Here is a 16,349-nt window from a genome sequence, read left to right as displayed (position 1 = left end):
GCGACAGACGCAACATGATAGTGCGCACGAAATTTATGTTAGGGATTATTTGTGACCAAGTATTGATCCAGGCCAGCGAATCCGCTTGCTGGCTCATGAACTTTTTTTCAGAAAGCCGACAGGTATTCTTTGGCAGAATGCTGCGCAAGAGCACCAACTTCCCAACACGGTACCGCCCATGAATCGCATCCTGACCATCGAAGACGACGCCGTGACCGCCCGTGAAATCGTCGCCGAGCTGACCCGCAACGGCCTGGATGTCGACTGGGTCGACAACGGTCGCGAAGGCCTGGAGCGCGCGGTAAGCGGTGACTACGACCTGATTACCCTCGACCGCATGCTGCCCGAGCTCGATGGCCTGGTAATCGTGACCACCCTGCGGACCATGGGCGTGGCCACGCCGATCCTGATGATCAGCGCCCTTTCCGATGTCGATGAACGGGTGCGCGGTCTGCGGGCCGGTGGCGACGACTACCTGACCAAGCCCTTCGCCACCGACGAAATGGCCGCCCGCGTCGAGGTGCTGCTGCGACGTAACAGTGGTACCCGCGAGCCGGAAACCGCGCTGCGGGTGGCCGACCTGGAGCTGAACCTGATCAGCCGCGAAGCCAGTCGCAACGGGCAATTACTCAGCCTGCTGCCCACCGAATACAAGTTGCTGGAATTCCTGATGCGCAACAGCGGGCAGATCCTCTCGCGCATGATGATTTTCGAGGAAGTCTGGGGCTATCACTTCGACCCAGGCACCAATCTGATCGACGTCCACATTGGCCGCCTGCGCAAGAAGATCGACCCGCCGGGCCTGGAACCGCTGATTCGCACGGTACGGGGTTCCGGCTATGTCATTGCTGAACCCTGCTAAGGGCTGGCGTTCCTCCAGCAGCCGCCTGCTGGCGCTGTACAGTTCGCTGTTCGTGATCTGGAGCGCGATCCTGATGGGGGTGATGTATTACGAAGTGTTTGGCTACCTCGACAGCCTGGCAAAACACTCGCTGATGCAGCGCCAGCATCTGTTTTCGCGAATCCACGGCGATCAGTTGGAAGACGCGCTCATGGCCAGCCTGACGCTGGACGAGCGCGGCGTCGATGCCTACGGTCTGTTCGATCCGCAACTGCACCACTTGAGCGGGCCGATCCAGCGGATCCCCGCGGACCTGCCACTCGATGGCAGGATCCACATGCTCGGCGGCTGCGTCGATTCCGACGCCCCCGGCGTGTCTTCCGACAGTTGCGACGCGGTGGCGACCCGGACTCAGGACGGGCGCTGGCTGGTATTGGCGCGGGACAACGGCTCGCTGTTCGCCGTGACGCGGATCATCTTGCACGCGCTGTTCTGGGGCGTGTCGCTGACCATACTCCCAGGCATTGCCGGCTGGCATCTGCTGCGTCGCCGCCCGCTGCAGCGTATTCGCAAACTGCAAGCCAGCGCCGAGGCCATCGTCGCCGGCGACCTGACCCATCGCCTGCCCCTCTCAAGCCGGCGCGATGAACTGGACATGCTGGCGGCGATCGTCAACGCCATGCTCGAGCGCATCGAACGCTTGATGAACGAGGTCAAGGGCGTGTGCGACAACATCGCCCATGACCTGCGCACGCCGCTGACCCGTCTGCGCGCGCAGCTTTATCGCATCCAGCAAGAAGCCCCGGACGGCTCGCCCGAGGCGCTGCAGATGGACCAGGTGATTGCCGAGACCGATACGCTGATGGCGCGCTTTCGTGGCTTGTTACGGATTTCCGAACTGGAAGACCAACAGCGTCGCTCGGGGTTTGTGCGCCTCGATCCGTTGCAGTTATTGCAGGAACTGCACGACTTTTACCTGCCGCTGGCCGAGGAAGGCCAACTGACTTTCACCCTGGAAGCGCCTGACGCCCTGCCCCTGCTCAATGGCGACCGTGCGTTGCTGTTCGAGGCGGTGTCGAACCTGCTGAGCAATTCCATCAAGTTCACCCCGCCAGGGGGCGAAGTGATTCTGCGCGGGGTCGATCAGGGCGACAGTACCCGCATCGAAGTGCTCGACTCCGGCCCCGGCATCCCTGAGGCGGAGCGCAAGGCCGTATTCCGCCGCTTTTATCGTGCCGAGGGCAGCAGCCAGCACGGCGGATTCGGCCTGGGCCTGTCGATCGTCGCAGCGATTGTCAATTTGCACGGGTTCACGCTGGAAGTGGGCAGCAGCGAGCGCGGCGGGGCGCGGTTGGTACTCGATTGCCGGGCGACGTTGTTGTAGACATGAGCTGGACCGCACTTGTGGCGAGGGGATTTATCCCCTCGCCACAATGGACGGCGTTCAGCGGATCATCTATGCCAGGTCACTGCGACGCAGAGGGGTGTTTTCAAGCTCATAGCGCAGTTCGTCGATCAGCTTCGTCAGGCTTTCTTCCGAACGAACGCTGTCCAGGCTCATGCCACTCACGACCAAGTCCACCTCGCCGCTTTCGCGATGATAGAGGCGTACCGTAAGGGTGCCGTCGCCATTGAGGCTGCATTCGCAAGCCAGCGGCTTGAAGCTTTCTTCGAGGCGCGCGCGCACAGGGGCCAGTTGGGTCATGCGGTGTACCTCAGCGTTGAGATTGCAAACGACTGATGGACAACACCGGGCTCCCGGCCTTAACAGACATCCTGTTTACACGTTTGATGGGTTCACTGCGCATGCGACCTGTTCCTTGACTGTTTCATGGGGACGCGACATAGCAAACTAATGCCGCACCCTCACAGCCTAAGGTCCCAAGCGCCCGCGCAGAACCCGAATATGCACCAGTGGACCCAGTGCATTTGCACCATCATCGTGCCTTGTTTCGCCATTCGCTGGCGAACAAGCCCCGCTCCCGAGCCCAGACGATGGCTTCGCTGCGACTGTGCACGTCCAGCTTGGAGTACAGCGTCGCCACATGATTTCGTACGGTATTGGGGGCCAGTTTCAAGCGCGCGGCGATTTCCTTGTCCGCCAGGCCCTCACAGATCAAGCCCAGCACATCACGCTCCCGGGCCGTCAACTCGGTGAACGACACACTGGACACCTGAGCGTTGATACTCCTCACATTGGCCAATTTTTCGATCAGGGTCCGGCTGAACCAGGAAGCGTCCTTCATCACTTCCTCGATGGCCGCCACCAACTCCAGCTCCGAGCGCTTGCGCTCAGTGATGTTCATCAACACCAGCAGGTAGCAGGGCTTGTCCTGGATGATCACGGTGTCGGCCGCCACCTCGCAGTCGATCTGTTCGCCGTCTTTCTTGTGGACCTTGACGTCGACGCTGGACACCGTCGCGGTCTTTTCCAGGGTGGCAAACAGTGCGGCGCTGGCGCCCTTGCCGAGGAAGCCGATTTCCTCCACGGTTTTACCCAGCAGCTCCTCACTGGCATAACCGGTGGTTTGGAGAAAGGCTTCGTTGATTTCCAGCAATTGCTGTTCGGCGCTGCACACCAGGGTGGGTACCGGCGTGAGGCGGAACGACTTGGCAAAACGTTCCTCGCTCTGGCGCAGCGCCGTTTCCGCCTTGCGGCGCGGCTCCATGTCCATGAAGGAAAACAGCATGCAGTCTTCGTCGTGCAGGTCATCCAGCGGCTGGCCGGCGACAATCACTTGCTTGCTGCCGCCGCCTGGCAATTTCAGCTCGGCCTGCATTTGCGGAATGGTCGTGCCCTGCCCCAGACGCTCAATGGCCAAATCACGTTTTTCAGCGCTCTCGAGCACGTCCAGCTCATACACCGAACGGCCGATCACTTGCTCGCGGCTGTAGCCAGTCATTTCCAGAAAACCCTGGTTGACCTTGATATAGCGCAAGTCACTGAGACGACAGATCACTGCCGGCGCCGGGTTGGCCCCGAAGGTTCTTTCAAAACGCTGCTCGGCGCTGGCCCATTCGGTGGCATCGCTGAGGATCAGTACCAGTAATTCCGCCTCGCCGCTGCGGTCGGTCAATACCAGGCTGCGGATCCGATGAACCCAGGTGCGGTCCGGAGCGGCCTCGGGCGTGACTTCCACCAGCACATCACTGAACTCATCGCCCCGGGCGGCCCGGGCAATGGGGTAGTTGTCCGCAGTCAACGGGTGATTGTTGCGATAACGCAAATTGAACCGCTGGGCGTATTCCTCGGCATTGGCACCCAGCGCTTTGAGGTCAGTGACCCCGTGCATGGTCAACGCCGCTTCGTTGGCCCAGGCGATGGTCTGATCGACTTCGATCAAGATCACCCCGTCAGACAGCCCGGCGATAATTTGCAGCAATTGGCGACGATTGGTATCGGTGGTCGGGACATCTTGGTTCATTGGGTCTCCATGTGGTCAGTGCAATTTTCAAGCATGGATGCGTTGAAGGTTACGACCACATGGGGTTGCGATAGTGCACCACGCCACTCAAACCGCCATGCGCCCCTCGGCAATGGCCTGTGAGGCTGCCAGCATCGCCCGCAGCAGGACCGCGCAACCGGCGGCGAGATCGTCGGGGGCGGCATTTTCTATTTCGTTGTGGCTGATACCGCCTTCACACGGCACGAAGATCATCCCGGCCGGGCCCAGTTCGGCGAGGAATATCGCGTCATGACCAGCCCCGCTGACGATCTCCATGTGCGACAGACCGAGGCCCTGGGCCGCGCCACGTACGGCTTCGACGCAGCCTGGGTTGAAATACAGCGGCGGGAAGTCGGCCGTGGGTTTCAGGTCATAGGTCAGGCCATGCTGCCGGCAGGTGTCGTCGATCACCTGCTTGACCTCGGCGATCATCGAATCCAGCCGCGCCGGTTCCAGATGACGGAAATCCAGGGTCATGCGCACCTCGCCGGGGATGACATTGCGCGAGCCCGGATAGGCTTGCAGGCAACCCACCGTGCCGCAGGCATGGGGTTGATGACCGAGGGCGGCGCGGTTGACGGCGCCGACGATGATCGAGGCGCCCACCAGGGCGTCCTTGCGCAGGTGCATCGGGGTCGGGCCGGCATGGGCTTCGACGCCCCGCAACGTCAGGTCGAACCATTTCTGCCCGAGGGCGCCCATGACGATGCCGATGGTCTTGTGTTCATCTTCCAGGATCGGCCCCTGTTCAATGTGCGCTTCAAAATACGCCCCCACCGGATGCCCACTGACCTGGCGCGGGCCGGCGTAACCGATAGCGTTGAGCGCCTGGCCGACGGTGATGCCTTCGGCGTCGACCTTGGCCAGGGTTTCTTCAAGGGTGAATTTTTCCGCGAACACGCCGGAGCCCATCATGCACGGGGCGAAGCGCGAACCCTCTTCGTTGGTCCACACCACCACTTCCAGCGGTGCCTCGGTTTCGATGCCCAGGTCATTGAGGGTACGCAGCACTTCCAGCCCGGACAGCACGCCAAAGCAGCCGTCGAACTTGCCGCCGGTGGGTTGAGTGTCGATGTGACTGCCGGTCATCACCGGCGGCAGGTTCGGATTGCGCCCCGGGCGTCGGGCAAAGATATTGCCCACCGCATCGATGCTGACCGTGCAGCCGGCCGCTTCGGTCCATTGCACGAACAGGTCCCGGGCCTGGCGATCGAGATCGGTCAAGGCCAGCCGACACACACCGCCCTTGACCGTGGCACCGAGCCGGGCCAGGTCCATGAGCGATTGCCACAGGCGGTCGCGGTTGATGTGCGGGTGGGTGGACTGTAGAACGTCGACGGCTGCGTTCATGGGGGATCTCCATTTTTCAGGCATTTTTTTGGTGTTTTTGAGGCCGCTATCGCGAGCAAGCTCGCTCCCACAAGGGATCTACTGTGCGCATAGATTTCGCGGCCACCCGAATCCAGTGTGGGAGCGAGCTTGCTCGCGATGGGGCCCTCCTTCACACCTCAGATTTGGCGACGGATGGGCTCGCACGAAAACCGCACAACCCGTAATAAATCACCCCGCCCAGCGCCGAACCGGTGAACCAGCCGTAGCTGTAGAACCAGCTGAACGCGTCGCTGCCCAGGGACAACAAGGTCAGCAGCACCGGCACGCCAAAGGCGATGAAGCCGTTCCAGTTCCATGCCGGATAAACGTCGTCGCGGTACAGCCCGGCCAGATCCAGTTGCTGTTTCTTGATCAGGAAATAGTCCACCACCATGATCCCGGCAATGGGCCCCAGCAGGCTTGAATAACCCAGCAACCAGTTCGAATAAACCGATTCAAGACTGACCTCGGAGACGATCAGGCCAAGCTTTTTCAGCAGTTCGTGGGCCATCAGCGCCAACCCCACCAGCCCGGTGAGCATGACGGCCTTGGTACGGCCGATCAGTTTCGGCGCCAGGTTCTGGAAATCGTTGGTGGGCGAGACGATGTTGGCGGCGGTGTTGGTCGACAACGTGGCGACGATGATCAGCACCATGGCCAGGGCCACCCACACCGGGCTCTGGATGTGCCCGATCAAGCTCACCGGATCGGAGACGGTCACCCCCACCAGTTTCTCCGAGGCGGCGGTCATGACCACGCCGAGGGAGGCAAACAGGAACATGGTCAACGGCAGGCCGATGACCTGCCCCACGATCTGGTCTTTCTGGCTCTTGGCGTAGCGGCTGAAGTCAGGAATGTTCAACGACAACGTCGCCCAGAAACCGACCATGGCCGTCAGCCCGGCAAGAAAGTAACTGGTCACGCCAGCACCTTCAGGCCGTTTGGCCGGGACCGCCATCAGCTCAGTCAATGACACATTGGGCAACGCCCACACCAACAGCCCGGCCCCCACCAGCACCAGCAGTGGCGCGGACAAGGTTTCCAGCCATTTGATCGACTCGGCACCGCGCAACACCACCCACAGGTTCATGACCCAGAACAGCATGAAGCCGATCACTTCACCGGTGCCGCCCAGGCTCTTCCAGCCTTCGAACACCGAGCCGAGAAACAGGTGGATCGCCAGCCCGCCGAACATTGTCTGGATGCCAAACCAGCCACACGCCACCAAGGCGCGAATCAGACACGGGACATTGGAGCCAATGACACCGAAGGACGAACGCAACAACACCGGAAACGGGATGCCGTACTTGGTCCCGGCGAAGGCGTTGAGGGTCAGGGGAATCAACACGATGATGTTGGCGAATAGTATCGCCAGCAGCGCCTCGCCCACCGTCAGGCCAAAGTAGGCAGTGAGAACGCCGCCAAGGGTGTAGGTCGGCACGCAGATCGCCATGCCGACCCACAATGCAGTGATGTGCCACTTGTTCCAGGTTCGCTCGTGCACCTTGGTCGGCGCGATGTCGTGGTTGTAACGGGGGCTGTCGAGGACGTCGCTGCCGGCATCAAGCTCGAACAACCCGTCGCGCTCAGTCACTGTTGATCTGGTCATGTCCGCTCCACTGTTTTCATTATTTTTGCTCATCGACTGGCGATGGCCGGAGTACTTGCATGTAAGCACGCGTGCTACCGACGGCCCTGCCCGACAGCGTCAACACTCAATAACCGTGCCGATTGTTGCGCCGAGTTGACTGGGCGATCGATAAAACACTTATAACCACTTGATGTTTAATACTTTAATTCACACTCAGAACCTTGCCACACTGCTGAACATCGCCCTTTAGGCTAGATGACCTGTACGTTCTGTCGAGCTGAAGATTCAAAGTGGTGCACCCCCACTTTATGCGACGTGTCTAAACCGCACTTTCACAGCTTTCAAGCCGCTGATTTACCATGACAAATCTCGCTCAAATAGCGATCCTGTCAAGTGCGTCAAAATGGTGAGGCGGCTCACCATTTTGGTGATTTAATTATTTATTAGTTATTTTTCAAATAGTTATTAACAGAATAAGCTTATGAAAAATAATCTTGCTCATTCTCTCAACTCCAGCTAGCGTCTAATCCTGACAGCCGTGACAGGAATATAACCTGCCACGTTTTGTCACTTATTAATCGTGGTCTATAAAACATAAAGAACCGGCATCAGTCGGTCATGCCTGCGAGGAGCTCGGAATGTCTCTGTTGATCCGTGGTGCCACGGTAATTACCCATGATGAAAGTTATCGCGCCGATGTGTTCTGTGCCGACGGCGTGATCAAGGCCATTGGTGAAAACCTGGATGTTCCCGCCGAGGTCGAAGTGCTCGATGGCAGCGGCCAATACCTGATGCCGGGCGGCATTGACCCGCATACCCACATGCAGTTGCCGTTCATGGGCACGGTCGCCAGCGAGGATTTCTTCAGCGGCACGGCGGCAGGCCTGGCCGGGGGCACCACCTCGATCATCGACTTCGTGATTCCCAACCCGCAGCAGTCGCTGATGGAAGCCTTTCATCAATGGCGTGGCTGGGCCGAGAAAAGCGCCAGCGACTACGGTTTTCACGTGGCGATCACCTGGTGGAGCGAGCAGGTTCGCGAAGAAATGGCCGAGCTGGTCAGCCAGCACGGCGTGAACAGCTTCAAGCATTTCATGGCCTACAAGAACGCGATCATGGCCGCCGATGACACCTTGGTCGCGAGCTTCGAACGCTGCCTGGAACTGGGGGCGGTGCCCACGGTGCACGCCGAGAACGGCGAACTGGTCTATCACCTGCAACGCAAGCTGCTGGCCCAAGGCATCACCGGGCCGGAAGCCCATCCGCTGTCGCGCCCCTCGCAAGTGGAAGGCGAAGCCGCGAGCCGGGCCATCCGCATTGCCGAGACCCTGGGCACACCGCTGTACCTGGTGCACGTGTCCACCAAAGAGGCGCTGGACGAAATCACCTATGCCCGCAGCAAGGGCCAGCCGGTCTACGGTGAAGTGCTGGCCGGGCATCTGCTGCTGGACGACAGCGTCTATCGCAACCCGGACTGGCAGACCGCCGCCGGCTACGTGATGAGCCCACCCTTCCGGCCTCGCGGCCATCAGGACGCGCTCTGGCACGGCTTGCAGTCGGGCAACCTGCACACCACCGCCACCGACCACTGCTGCTTCTGCGCCGAGCAGAAAGCCGCCGGTCGCGACGACTTCAGCAAAATCCCCAACGGCACCGCCGGTATCGAAGACCGCATGGCCGTGCTCTGGGACGAGGGGGTCAACAGCGGCAAATTGTCGATGCACGACTTCGTCGCCCTCACCTCCACCAACACCGCGAAGATCTTCAACCTCTACCCACGCAAAGGGGCGATCCGCGTCGGTGCCGACGCCGACCTGGTGCTCTGGGACCCGCAAGGCAGCCGCACGATTTCCGCCAAGACCCATCACCAGCAAGTGGACTTCAACATCTTCGAAGGCAAGACCGTGCGGGGCGTGCCCAGCCACACCATCAGCCAGGGGCGACTGGTCTGGGCCGATGGCGACCTGCGGGCCGAACGCGGTGCCGGGCGCTACGTCGAACGGCCGGCGTATCCGGCGGTGTTTGATTTGCTGAGTAAGCGGGCGGAGCTGAACAAACCAACTGCGGTTAAACGCTGAAATCCAGGCCTTCGGCCTTCGCGAGCAAGCCCGCTCCCACATTGGATCTGGGATAGACGCAGATGTGTGGTGTGTAGCAAATCCCTTGTGGGAGCGGGCTTGCTCGCGAAGACGTCGGTCCAGACAACGAAAAAACCACTGCCCACCAGAGGCAGCACCTCAAACACCGTGAGGCCCATTCCATGATCCAGCCCTTGAGTCACCTCCCCCATTCCCCGGAAGAGCCGGCCACCCTCGCCGCCCGTTTCAGCGACCTGGCGCCGCCGCTCAATGCGCGCCAGGCCCACCTGGAAGCCTCCCGCTGTCTGTACTGCTACGACGCGCCGTGCGTGAACGCCTGTCCAAGCGAGATCGATATCCCCTCGTTCATTCGCAACATCCACCAGGACAACGTCCAAGGCGCAGCACAGAAAATCCTCTCGGCCAACATCCTCGGTGGCAGTTGCGCCCGGGTCTGTCCCACCGAGATCCTTTGCCAGCAAGCCTGCGTGCGCAACAACGCCCGGGAGTGCGCGCCGGTACTGATCGGTTCATTACAGCGCTATGCCGTAGACAACGCCCACTTCAGCGAGCACCCCTTCAAACGCGGCGCCGCCACCGGCAAGCGCATCGCCGTGGTCGGCGCGGGCCCTGCGGGCTTGTCCTGCGCCCACCGCAGCGCGATGCACGGGCATGACGTGGTGATCTTCGAAGCACGGGAAAAAGCCGGCGGCCTCAACGAATACGGCATCGCCAAATACAAACTGGTAGGCGATTACGCCCAGCGCGAACTGGCCTTTCTGCTGGACATCGGCGGCATCGAAATCCGCCATGGCCAGAAGCTAGGCGAGAACCTGAGCCTGAGCGATTTGCACCAACAGTTCGACGCGGTGTTCCTCGGCCTCGGCCTGGCCGCCAGCAAACAGCTGGGCCTGAGCGACGAACAAGCGCCGGGGCTGCTGGCCGCCACCGAGTACATCCGCGAACTGCGCCAGGCCGACGACCTCAGCCAGTTGCCGCTGGCCGACCGTTGCATCGTCCTCGGCGCCGGTAACACCGCCATCGACATGGCCGTGCAAATGGCGCGTCTTGGCGCCCGGGACGTCAGCCTGGTGTACCGGCGCGGCCTTGAAGACATGGGTGCCACCGTGCATGAACAAGACATCGCCAAGGCCAATCAGGTGCGCCTGCTGACCTGGGCTCAGCCGCAACAGGTCTTGCTCGACGACACTGGAAATGTGCGCGGCATGCGCTTCTCCCGTACGCATCTGGAAAACGGTCGCCTGGTCACCAGCGCCGAAACCTTCGACCTGCCCGCCGACGCCATTTTCAAAGCCATCGGCCAGGCCTTCGACGACAACGCGCTGGTGGATCCGCTGGCCCGGGAACTCAAGCGCCAGGACGGGCGGATCCTGGTGGACGAACAACTGCGCACCAGCATTGCCGGGGTGTATGCCGGTGGCGATTGCACCAGCCTGGACCAGGACCTCACTGTGCAGGCCGTGCAACATGGCAAGCTCGCCGCCGAGGCGATCAACGCTCAACTGATGCTCAACGTGGAGGCTGCGTAAATGGCCGATCTGTCGATTGTCTTCGCAGGCATCAAAGCCCCCAATCCGTTCTGGCTGGCCTCCGCGCCGCCCACCGACAAGGCCTACAACGTGGTTCGCGCCTTCGAGGCCGGCTGGGGTGGCGTGGTCTGGAAAACCCTCGGGGAAGACCCGGCCGCCGTGAACGTGTCGTCGCGCTACTCGGCCCACTACGGCGCCAATCGCGAGGTGCTGGGCATCAATAACATCGAGCTGATCACCGACCGTTCGCTGGAGATCAACCTGCGGGAAATCACCCAGGTGAAAAAGGACTGGCCGGACCGGGCGTTGATCGTGTCGCTGATGGTGCCGTGCGTGGAAGAGTCGTGGAAGCGCATCCTGCCCTTGGTGGAGGCCACTGGCGCCGACGGCATCGAGCTGAACTTCGGTTGCCCCCACGGCATGCCGGAACGGGGCATGGGCGCGGCGGTCGGCCAAGTGCCGGAATACGTCGAGCAAGTGACTCGCTGGTGCAAGACCTATTGCTCGCTGCCGGTGATCGTCAAGCTCACACCGAACATCACCGACATCCGCGTCGCCGCCCGCGCGGCCCATCGCGGCGGCGCGGACGCGGTGTCGTTGATCAACACCATCAACTCCATCACCAGCGTTGACCTGGACCGCATGGTCGCCCTGCCCACCGTCGGCAGCCAGAGCACCCATGGTGGTTACTGTGGCTCGGCGGTCAAACCCATCGCCCTGAACATGGTCGCCGAAATCGCCCGCGACCCACAGACCCACGGCTTGCCGATCTGCGGCATCGGCGGCATCGGCAGCTGGCGCGACGCCGCCGAATTCATCGCCCTGGGCAGCGGCGCGGTGCAGGTCTGCACGGCGGCGATGCTGCATGGTTTTCGCATCGTCGAGGAGATGAAGGACGGCCTGTCACGCTGGATGGACGATCACGGCCACGCCAACCTCCAGGCCTTCTCCGGGCGCGCGGTGGGCAACACCACCGACTGGAAGTACCTGGACATCAACTACCAGGTCATCGCCAAGATCGACCAGGACGCCTGCATCGGTTGCGGCCGCTGCCACATCGCCTGCGAGGACACTTCACACCAGGCCATCGCCAGCCTCAAGCAAGCGGACGGAACACGTAAATATGAAGTGATCGATGAAGAATGCGTGGGCTGCAACCTCTGCCAAATCACCTGCCCGGTGCAGGACTGCATCGAGATGGTGACGGTGGACACGGGCAAGCCGTTTTTGGATTGGAACCATGATCCGCGTAATCCCTATCATGTTGCTGTCTGAGGGCTGAGGTGTCTGGACTGGCCTCTTCGCGAGCTTGCTCGCGATGAGGCCATCAGCTTCACCACAAAACCTCAGGGCTCCAACCCAATCCCCCGCAAAATCACACTGGTCACCGTCTGCACCGCCCGCTCGAACTGCATGTCCGACAGCGGCTGATGATCATTGAGAATATTGATCTGGTGGTCGAAGTCGGCGTAGTGCTGGGTCGAGGCCCAGATCATGTAGAGCAGGCTGGACGGTTCCACGGGGAGGATGCGTTTGTCCTCCACCCACTGGCGGATTTTCGCTTCCTTCATCTTGGCCCAGTCGTAAAGGCTGGCATCCAAGGCCTGGCCTAGCGTCGGGGCGCCGTGGATGATTTCGTTGGCCCAGACTTTCGAGCCGTAGGGGCGGCTGCGGGAGTGGTTCATCTTGGCGCGGATGTAGCTGCTGAGCACCACCCGTGGGTCGTCGAACATTTCAAAGCACAAGGCGTCCTGCTTCCAGACTTCCAGCAGGTCGAACAGCACGGCGCTGTAGAGTTCGCTCTTGGTGCTGAAGTAGTAATGCAGGTTGGAACGAGGCAATTGCACTTCGGCGGCGATGTCGGCCATGGCCGTGCTGCCGAAGCCTTTCTCGGCAAAGACCTTCTCGGCGGCCAACAGGATTTTCTCGACGTTACTGCGACGAATCTCGATCTTGTGATTGCCCATGAGGGCTCCCTGGCAACAGCGTTGGTCAAGACTAGCATCCGCCCACTTTCGAAAACACTGGTGGTCCCTTGTGGGAGCGAGCTTGCTCGCGATAGCGGTAGGTCAGTTGCGTTGTGATTGGCTGAACCACCGCTATCGCGAGCAAGCTCGCTCCCACATTTTGACTGTGTTTCTGTCCAGAGAGACGCGATATGTCGGTTAGCGTGGTTCGACGTTGTCCAGCGCGCGGTTAGCCAGCAATCCGCCCAGTTCGATCAACTGCTGGATGCCCAGGGCCACGTGCCGCCGTGAACCTTCCAGGTCAAAGGCCAGGTCGCTGACCATGGCATTGGCCGAGGCCAGGGTTTCGCTGAGGTTGGCGAGCAGGCTTTCGGTGTCGATGTCCTTGATGACGGTGAAGAGTTGGCCAGCCGCCGCATCGGCTCCTGGTTTGTCCGGTTTGGGGTTCAGGTAATAGTCGAGGGCGCGTTCGGCGGCTTCGTCGAGTTTTTGGGTCTGGTTTTTTTTGCGCGGTGAAGTCGGATCGGTGTCTGGTGGGTTGGGTGTTGGTTTGAACATAGATGGAACCTCATGTGGGATTGGAGGAGCCATCACCCTCGCTACCAAACGAAGGGCGGTGGCCATACGAAGGTTGGTAGACCGGTCCACATGAACACCGGCGCGCCCGAAGACGCCCTACGCATGGCCACCATCAAATACAAATGCTGAAGAAAAGCACCTGCAGAAGATGAAGCTGTGCGTCATATGGAAAAACCGGGCTACCAAACCCGATCGCTGATTCCTCAACGACCCGGAAACGATAAAACCCGGCCCACGAGCGCACAAGCCGGCGGATTCTGGCGCAGTTGTAGGCAACGGCGCAAGACAACGTAGCCCGATCCAGAGCGATCCTACATCTGGATAAACAAAGGCCTGTTTGGACTGGGAGAATGGGTTAACAACACACCCTTGTGGCGAGGGGATTTATCCCCTCGCCACAAGGGACTTCACCATCTGTCAGATCGGGTGCATTCGACTAATGTCTTAGACCAGTCATCGCATAACCAAACGCACACACCGCTATTCTCAGATCACCCATTTGCCCGGCACCAAGGCTTGCGATCTTGAACTCGTTCAGTGACAACCATCGAAACGCCTCATTTTGAAGCACCCTCGGCTTGGATAATTCCGATAATGGCCAGTTGACAACGAGGGGCAGCTTCCAAATAATCATCCCCATGTTGTACGACGACGTATGACAAATAAAAACAACAAAAAAGTAGGGAGCGTCATAGTGAGCACACGTGTCCGTTTTTCGCCCGACAACCGTCCAAACCGCCGTACCCTCTTCAATTCCAGCCCCGCACTGATTCTGCTCGGTTGCAGCAGCTTGTCCGTGTTTCTGCCAATGACGGCCAGCGCCGAAGGCTTCGTCGATGACGCTAAAGCCACGCTGAACCTGCGCAACGCCTATTTCAACCGTAACTTCACCAACCCGAACAATGCCCAAGGCAAAGCCGAGGAATGGACCCAAAGCTTCATCCTCGACGCCAAGTCCGGTTTCACCCAAGGCGTGGTCGGTTTCGGCGTGGACGTGTTGGGCACGTATTCGGTCAAGCTCGATGGCGGTCGCGGCACCACCGGTACGCAGCTGCTGCCGGTGCACGATGACGGTCGTCCGGCCGATGACTTCGGTCGCCTGGGCGTGGCCCTCAAGGCCAAGGTGTCGAAGACCGAGCTGAAGGTTGGCGAATGGATGCCGGTGCTGCCGATCCTGCGCTCCGACGACGGCCGTTCCCTGCCGCAAACCTTCCGTGGCGGCCAGGTGACCTCCACCGAGATCAGCGGCCTGACGCTGTACGGCGGCCAGTTCCGCGCCAACAGCCCGCGCAACGACGCAAGCATGGAAGACATGTCGATGAACGGCCGTGGCGCGTTCACTTCCGACCGTTTCAACTTCGGCGGCGGTGAATATGCCTTCAACGAAAAACGCACCCAAGTCGGCGTCTGGTACTCGGAACTGTCCGACATCTACCAGCAACAATACTTCAACCTGACCCACAGCCAGCCCATCGGCGACTGGACCCTGGGCGCCAACCTCGGCTACTTCATCGGCAAGGAAGATGGCAGTGCCCTGGCCGGCGACCTGGACAACAAAACCGCGTTCGCCCTGCTCTCGGCCAAATACGGCGGCAACACCTTCTATGTCGGCCTGCAAAAAGTCAGCGGCGACGATGCCTGGATGCGCGTCAACGGCACCAGCGGCGGCACCCTGGCCAACGACAGCTACAACTCCAGCTACGACAACGCGAAGGAAAAATCCTGGCAACTGCGCCATGACTTCAACTTCGCCGCCGTCGGCGTGCCGGGCTTGACCCTGATGAACCGCTACATCAGCGGTGACAACGTGCACACCGCCACCGTTGACGACGGCAAGGAATGGGGCCGTGAAACCGAACTGGCCTACACCGTACAGAGCGGCGCGCTGAAGAGCCTCAACGTTAAATGGCGTAACGCATCGATTCGTCGGGACTACAGCACCAACGAGTTCGACGAAAACCGGATCTTCATCAGCTACCCGTTGTCCTTGCTTTAATCGTGGAACCCGACGTTGCCAAGTCCCGGCGCGCACGGGTACATGGCCACGTCGGGCCAAGCGGCACTGACACCTTTAACTGTTTGCCCAGGGAATTTCATGACTACGACACTCACCCGCCACCCCCTCAATCGCCTGCTGCTGACCGGTGCCGCCGGCGGCCTGGGCAAAGTCTTGCGCGAGCGTCTCAAGCCTTTCGCCCGCCACATTCGCCTGTCCGACATCGCCAACATGGCCCCGGCCATCGATGAAAGCGAGGAAGTGGTGCCCTGCGACCTGTCCGACAAGCAGGCGGTGCATCAACTGGTAGAGGGCGTCGATGCGATCCTGCATTTCGGTGGTGTTTCGGTTGAGCGCCCGTTCGAGGAAATCCTCGGCGCCAACATCAGCGGTGTATTCCACATCTATGAGGCCGCCCGCAAGCACGGCGTCAAACGCGTCATCTTCGCCAGCTCCAACCATGTCATTGGCTTCTACAAGCAGGATGAGGGCCTTGATGCCCTTTCTCCTCGTCGTCCGGATGGCTACTACGGCCTGTCCAAGTCCTACGGCGAAGACATGGCCAGTTTCTACTTCGATCGCTACGGCATCGAGACCGTGAGCATCCGCATCGGCTCGTCGTTCCCCGAACCGCAGAACCGCCGGATGATGAGCACCTGGCTGAGCTTCGACGACCTCACCCAGTTGATCGAATGTTCGCTCTACACCCCGAACGTGGGCCACACCGTGGTCTATGGCGTGTCCGCCAACCGCGACGTCTGGTGGGACAACAGCCACGCCGCGCACCTGGGCTACCAGCCCAAGGACAGCTCGGAAATTTTCCGCGCCAAGGTCGAAGCGCAGCCGATGCCGGCCGCCGATGACCCGGCCAGGATCTACCAGGGCGGCGCCTTTGTCGCGACCGGCCCGTTCGACGACTGATTCGCCTGT

The 16,349-nt window shown here is 60.7% G+C and carries 13 protein-coding genes; 7 read left to right on the top strand and 6 right to left on the bottom strand.

The genetic code is table 11. From position 1 onward, the window contains the following. Positions 1-178: 178 nt before the first annotated feature. Positions 179-862, top strand: a complete 684-nt coding sequence (locus EPZ47_RS12190) for a response regulator transcription factor (protein WP_135844993.1) — start codon at positions 179-181, stop codon at positions 860-862. Continuing rightward, positions 840-2,225 (top strand): sensor histidine kinase, encoded by a 1,386-nt coding sequence (locus EPZ47_RS12185; protein WP_135844992.1) that lies wholly within the window; start codon positions 840-842, stop codon positions 2,223-2,225. The genes EPZ47_RS12190 and EPZ47_RS12185 overlap by 23 nt, the downstream gene beginning before the upstream one ends. Positions 2,226-2,297: 72 nt before the next feature. Here EPZ47_RS12185 and EPZ47_RS12180 read toward each other — a convergent pair whose 3' ends face one another. The 4 genes from EPZ47_RS12180 to EPZ47_RS12165 all read right to left on the bottom strand — a co-directional run bounded on the left by EPZ47_RS12180 (position 2,298) and on the right by EPZ47_RS12165 (position 7,267). Then, on the bottom strand, positions 2,298-2,546 hold the full coding sequence (locus EPZ47_RS12180) for a DUF1652 domain-containing protein (RefSeq protein WP_135844991.1): 249 nt from the start codon (positions 2,544-2,546) through the stop codon (positions 2,298-2,300). 232 nt (positions 2,547-2,778) lie between these two features. Beyond that, a complete protein-coding gene (locus tag EPZ47_RS12175) occupies positions 2,779-4,266 on the bottom strand; it encodes a PAS domain S-box protein (RefSeq protein ID WP_135844990.1) in 1,488 nt (495 codons plus the stop codon). 87 nt (positions 4,267-4,353) lie between these two features. Continuing rightward, positions 4,354-5,637, bottom strand: a complete 1,284-nt coding sequence (locus tag EPZ47_RS12170) for a Zn-dependent hydrolase (RefSeq protein ID WP_135844989.1) — start codon at positions 5,635-5,637, stop codon at positions 4,354-4,356. A 151-nt stretch (positions 5,638-5,788) separates the two neighbouring features. Continuing rightward, positions 5,789-7,267 (bottom strand): NCS1 family nucleobase:cation symporter-1, encoded by a 1,479-nt coding sequence (locus EPZ47_RS12165; protein WP_135844988.1) that lies wholly within the window; start codon positions 7,265-7,267, stop codon positions 5,789-5,791. A 620-nt stretch (positions 7,268-7,887) separates the two neighbouring features. Here EPZ47_RS12165 and hydA point away from each other — a divergent pair. The 3 genes from hydA to preA all read left to right on the top strand — a co-directional run bounded on the left by hydA (position 7,888) and on the right by preA (position 12,152). After that, complete coding sequence (hydA, locus tag EPZ47_RS12160) at positions 7,888-9,327, top strand: dihydropyrimidinase (RefSeq protein ID WP_135844987.1); 1,440 nt, start codon at positions 7,888-7,890, stop codon at positions 9,325-9,327. A gap of 182 nt (positions 9,328-9,509) precedes the next feature. Then, complete coding sequence (locus tag EPZ47_RS12155) at positions 9,510-10,877, top strand: NAD(P)-dependent oxidoreductase (protein ID WP_135844986.1); 1,368 nt, start codon at positions 9,510-9,512, stop codon at positions 10,875-10,877. Continuing rightward, positions 10,878-12,152, top strand: a complete 1,275-nt coding sequence (gene preA, locus EPZ47_RS12150) for an NAD-dependent dihydropyrimidine dehydrogenase subunit PreA (RefSeq protein WP_135844985.1) — start codon at positions 10,878-10,880, stop codon at positions 12,150-12,152. 71 nt (positions 12,153-12,223) lie between these two features. On the opposite strand, the gene EPZ47_RS12145 is transcribed toward preA, so the two are convergent. Together EPZ47_RS12145 and EPZ47_RS12140 are read right to left on the bottom strand one after the other, a co-directional pair. Beyond that, complete coding sequence (locus tag EPZ47_RS12145) at positions 12,224-12,844, bottom strand: TetR/AcrR family transcriptional regulator (RefSeq protein ID WP_003202912.1); 621 nt, start codon at positions 12,842-12,844, stop codon at positions 12,224-12,226. 198 nt (positions 12,845-13,042) lie between these two features. Beyond that, on the bottom strand, positions 13,043-13,402 hold the full coding sequence (locus EPZ47_RS12140) for a DUF6124 family protein (RefSeq protein WP_135844984.1): 360 nt from the start codon (positions 13,400-13,402) through the stop codon (positions 13,043-13,045). 829 nt (positions 13,403-14,231) lie between these two features. On the opposite strand from EPZ47_RS12140, the gene EPZ47_RS12135 reads away from it, so the two are divergent. Together EPZ47_RS12135 and EPZ47_RS12130 are read left to right on the top strand one after the other, a co-directional pair. Then, the gene (locus EPZ47_RS12135) at positions 14,232-15,419 is read left to right on the top strand and encodes an OprD family porin (protein ID WP_406550164.1); all 1,188 of its coding nucleotides are present in this window, start codon (positions 14,232-14,234) and stop codon (positions 15,417-15,419) included. Positions 15,420-15,518: 99 nt separating this feature from the next. Beyond that, positions 15,519-16,340, top strand: coding sequence for an NAD-dependent epimerase/dehydratase family protein (locus EPZ47_RS12130; protein WP_135844982.1), 822 nt, complete (start codon positions 15,519-15,521; stop codon positions 16,338-16,340). Positions 16,341-16,349: the final 9 nt, after the last annotated feature.

Source organism: Pseudomonas viciae, from assembly GCF_004786035.1.
GTDB lineage: Bacteria > Pseudomonadota > Gammaproteobacteria > Pseudomonadales > Pseudomonadaceae > Aquipseudomonas > Aquipseudomonas viciae.
The sequence above is the reverse complement of the archived record's forward strand: the minus strand, read 5'-3'. Positions and strand labels throughout refer to the sequence as shown.

Bases quoted from the DNA above. Each gene is read 5' to 3' on its own strand.
- EPZ47_RS12170 (WP_135844989.1), bottom strand. From the start codon at position 5,637: ATGAACGCAGCCGTCGACGTTCTACAGTCCACCCACCCGCACATCAAC.
- EPZ47_RS12185 (WP_135844992.1), top strand. From the start codon at position 840: ATGTCATTGCTGAACCCTGCTAAGGGCTGGCGTTCCTCCAGCAGCCGC.
- EPZ47_RS12140 (WP_135844984.1), bottom strand. From the start codon at position 13,402: ATGTTCAAACCAACACCCAACCCACCAGACACCGATCCGACTTCACCG.
- EPZ47_RS12130 (WP_135844982.1), top strand. From the start codon at position 15,519: ATGACTACGACACTCACCCGCCACCCCCTCAATCGCCTGCTGCTGACC.
- EPZ47_RS12180 (WP_135844991.1), bottom strand. From the start codon at position 2,546: ATGACCCAACTGGCCCCTGTGCGCGCGCGCCTCGAAGAAAGCTTCAAG.
- EPZ47_RS12135 (WP_406550164.1), top strand. From the start codon at position 14,232: ATGACGGCCAGCGCCGAAGGCTTCGTCGATGACGCTAAAGCCACGCTG.
- EPZ47_RS12165 (WP_135844988.1), bottom strand. From the start codon at position 7,267: ATGACCAGATCAACAGTGACTGAGCGCGACGGGTTGTTCGAGCTTGAT.
- EPZ47_RS12155 (WP_135844986.1), top strand. From the start codon at position 9,510: ATGATCCAGCCCTTGAGTCACCTCCCCCATTCCCCGGAAGAGCCGGCC.
- EPZ47_RS12145 (WP_003202912.1), bottom strand. From the start codon at position 12,844: ATGGGCAATCACAAGATCGAGATTCGTCGCAGTAACGTCGAGAAAATC.
- EPZ47_RS12175 (WP_135844990.1), bottom strand. From the start codon at position 4,266: ATGAACCAAGATGTCCCGACCACCGATACCAATCGTCGCCAATTGCTG.
- EPZ47_RS12190 (WP_135844993.1), top strand. From the start codon at position 179: ATGAATCGCATCCTGACCATCGAAGACGACGCCGTGACCGCCCGTGAA.
- hydA (WP_135844987.1), top strand. From the start codon at position 7,888: ATGTCTCTGTTGATCCGTGGTGCCACGGTAATTACCCATGATGAAAGT.
- preA (WP_135844985.1), top strand. From the start codon at position 10,878: ATGGCCGATCTGTCGATTGTCTTCGCAGGCATCAAAGCCCCCAATCCG.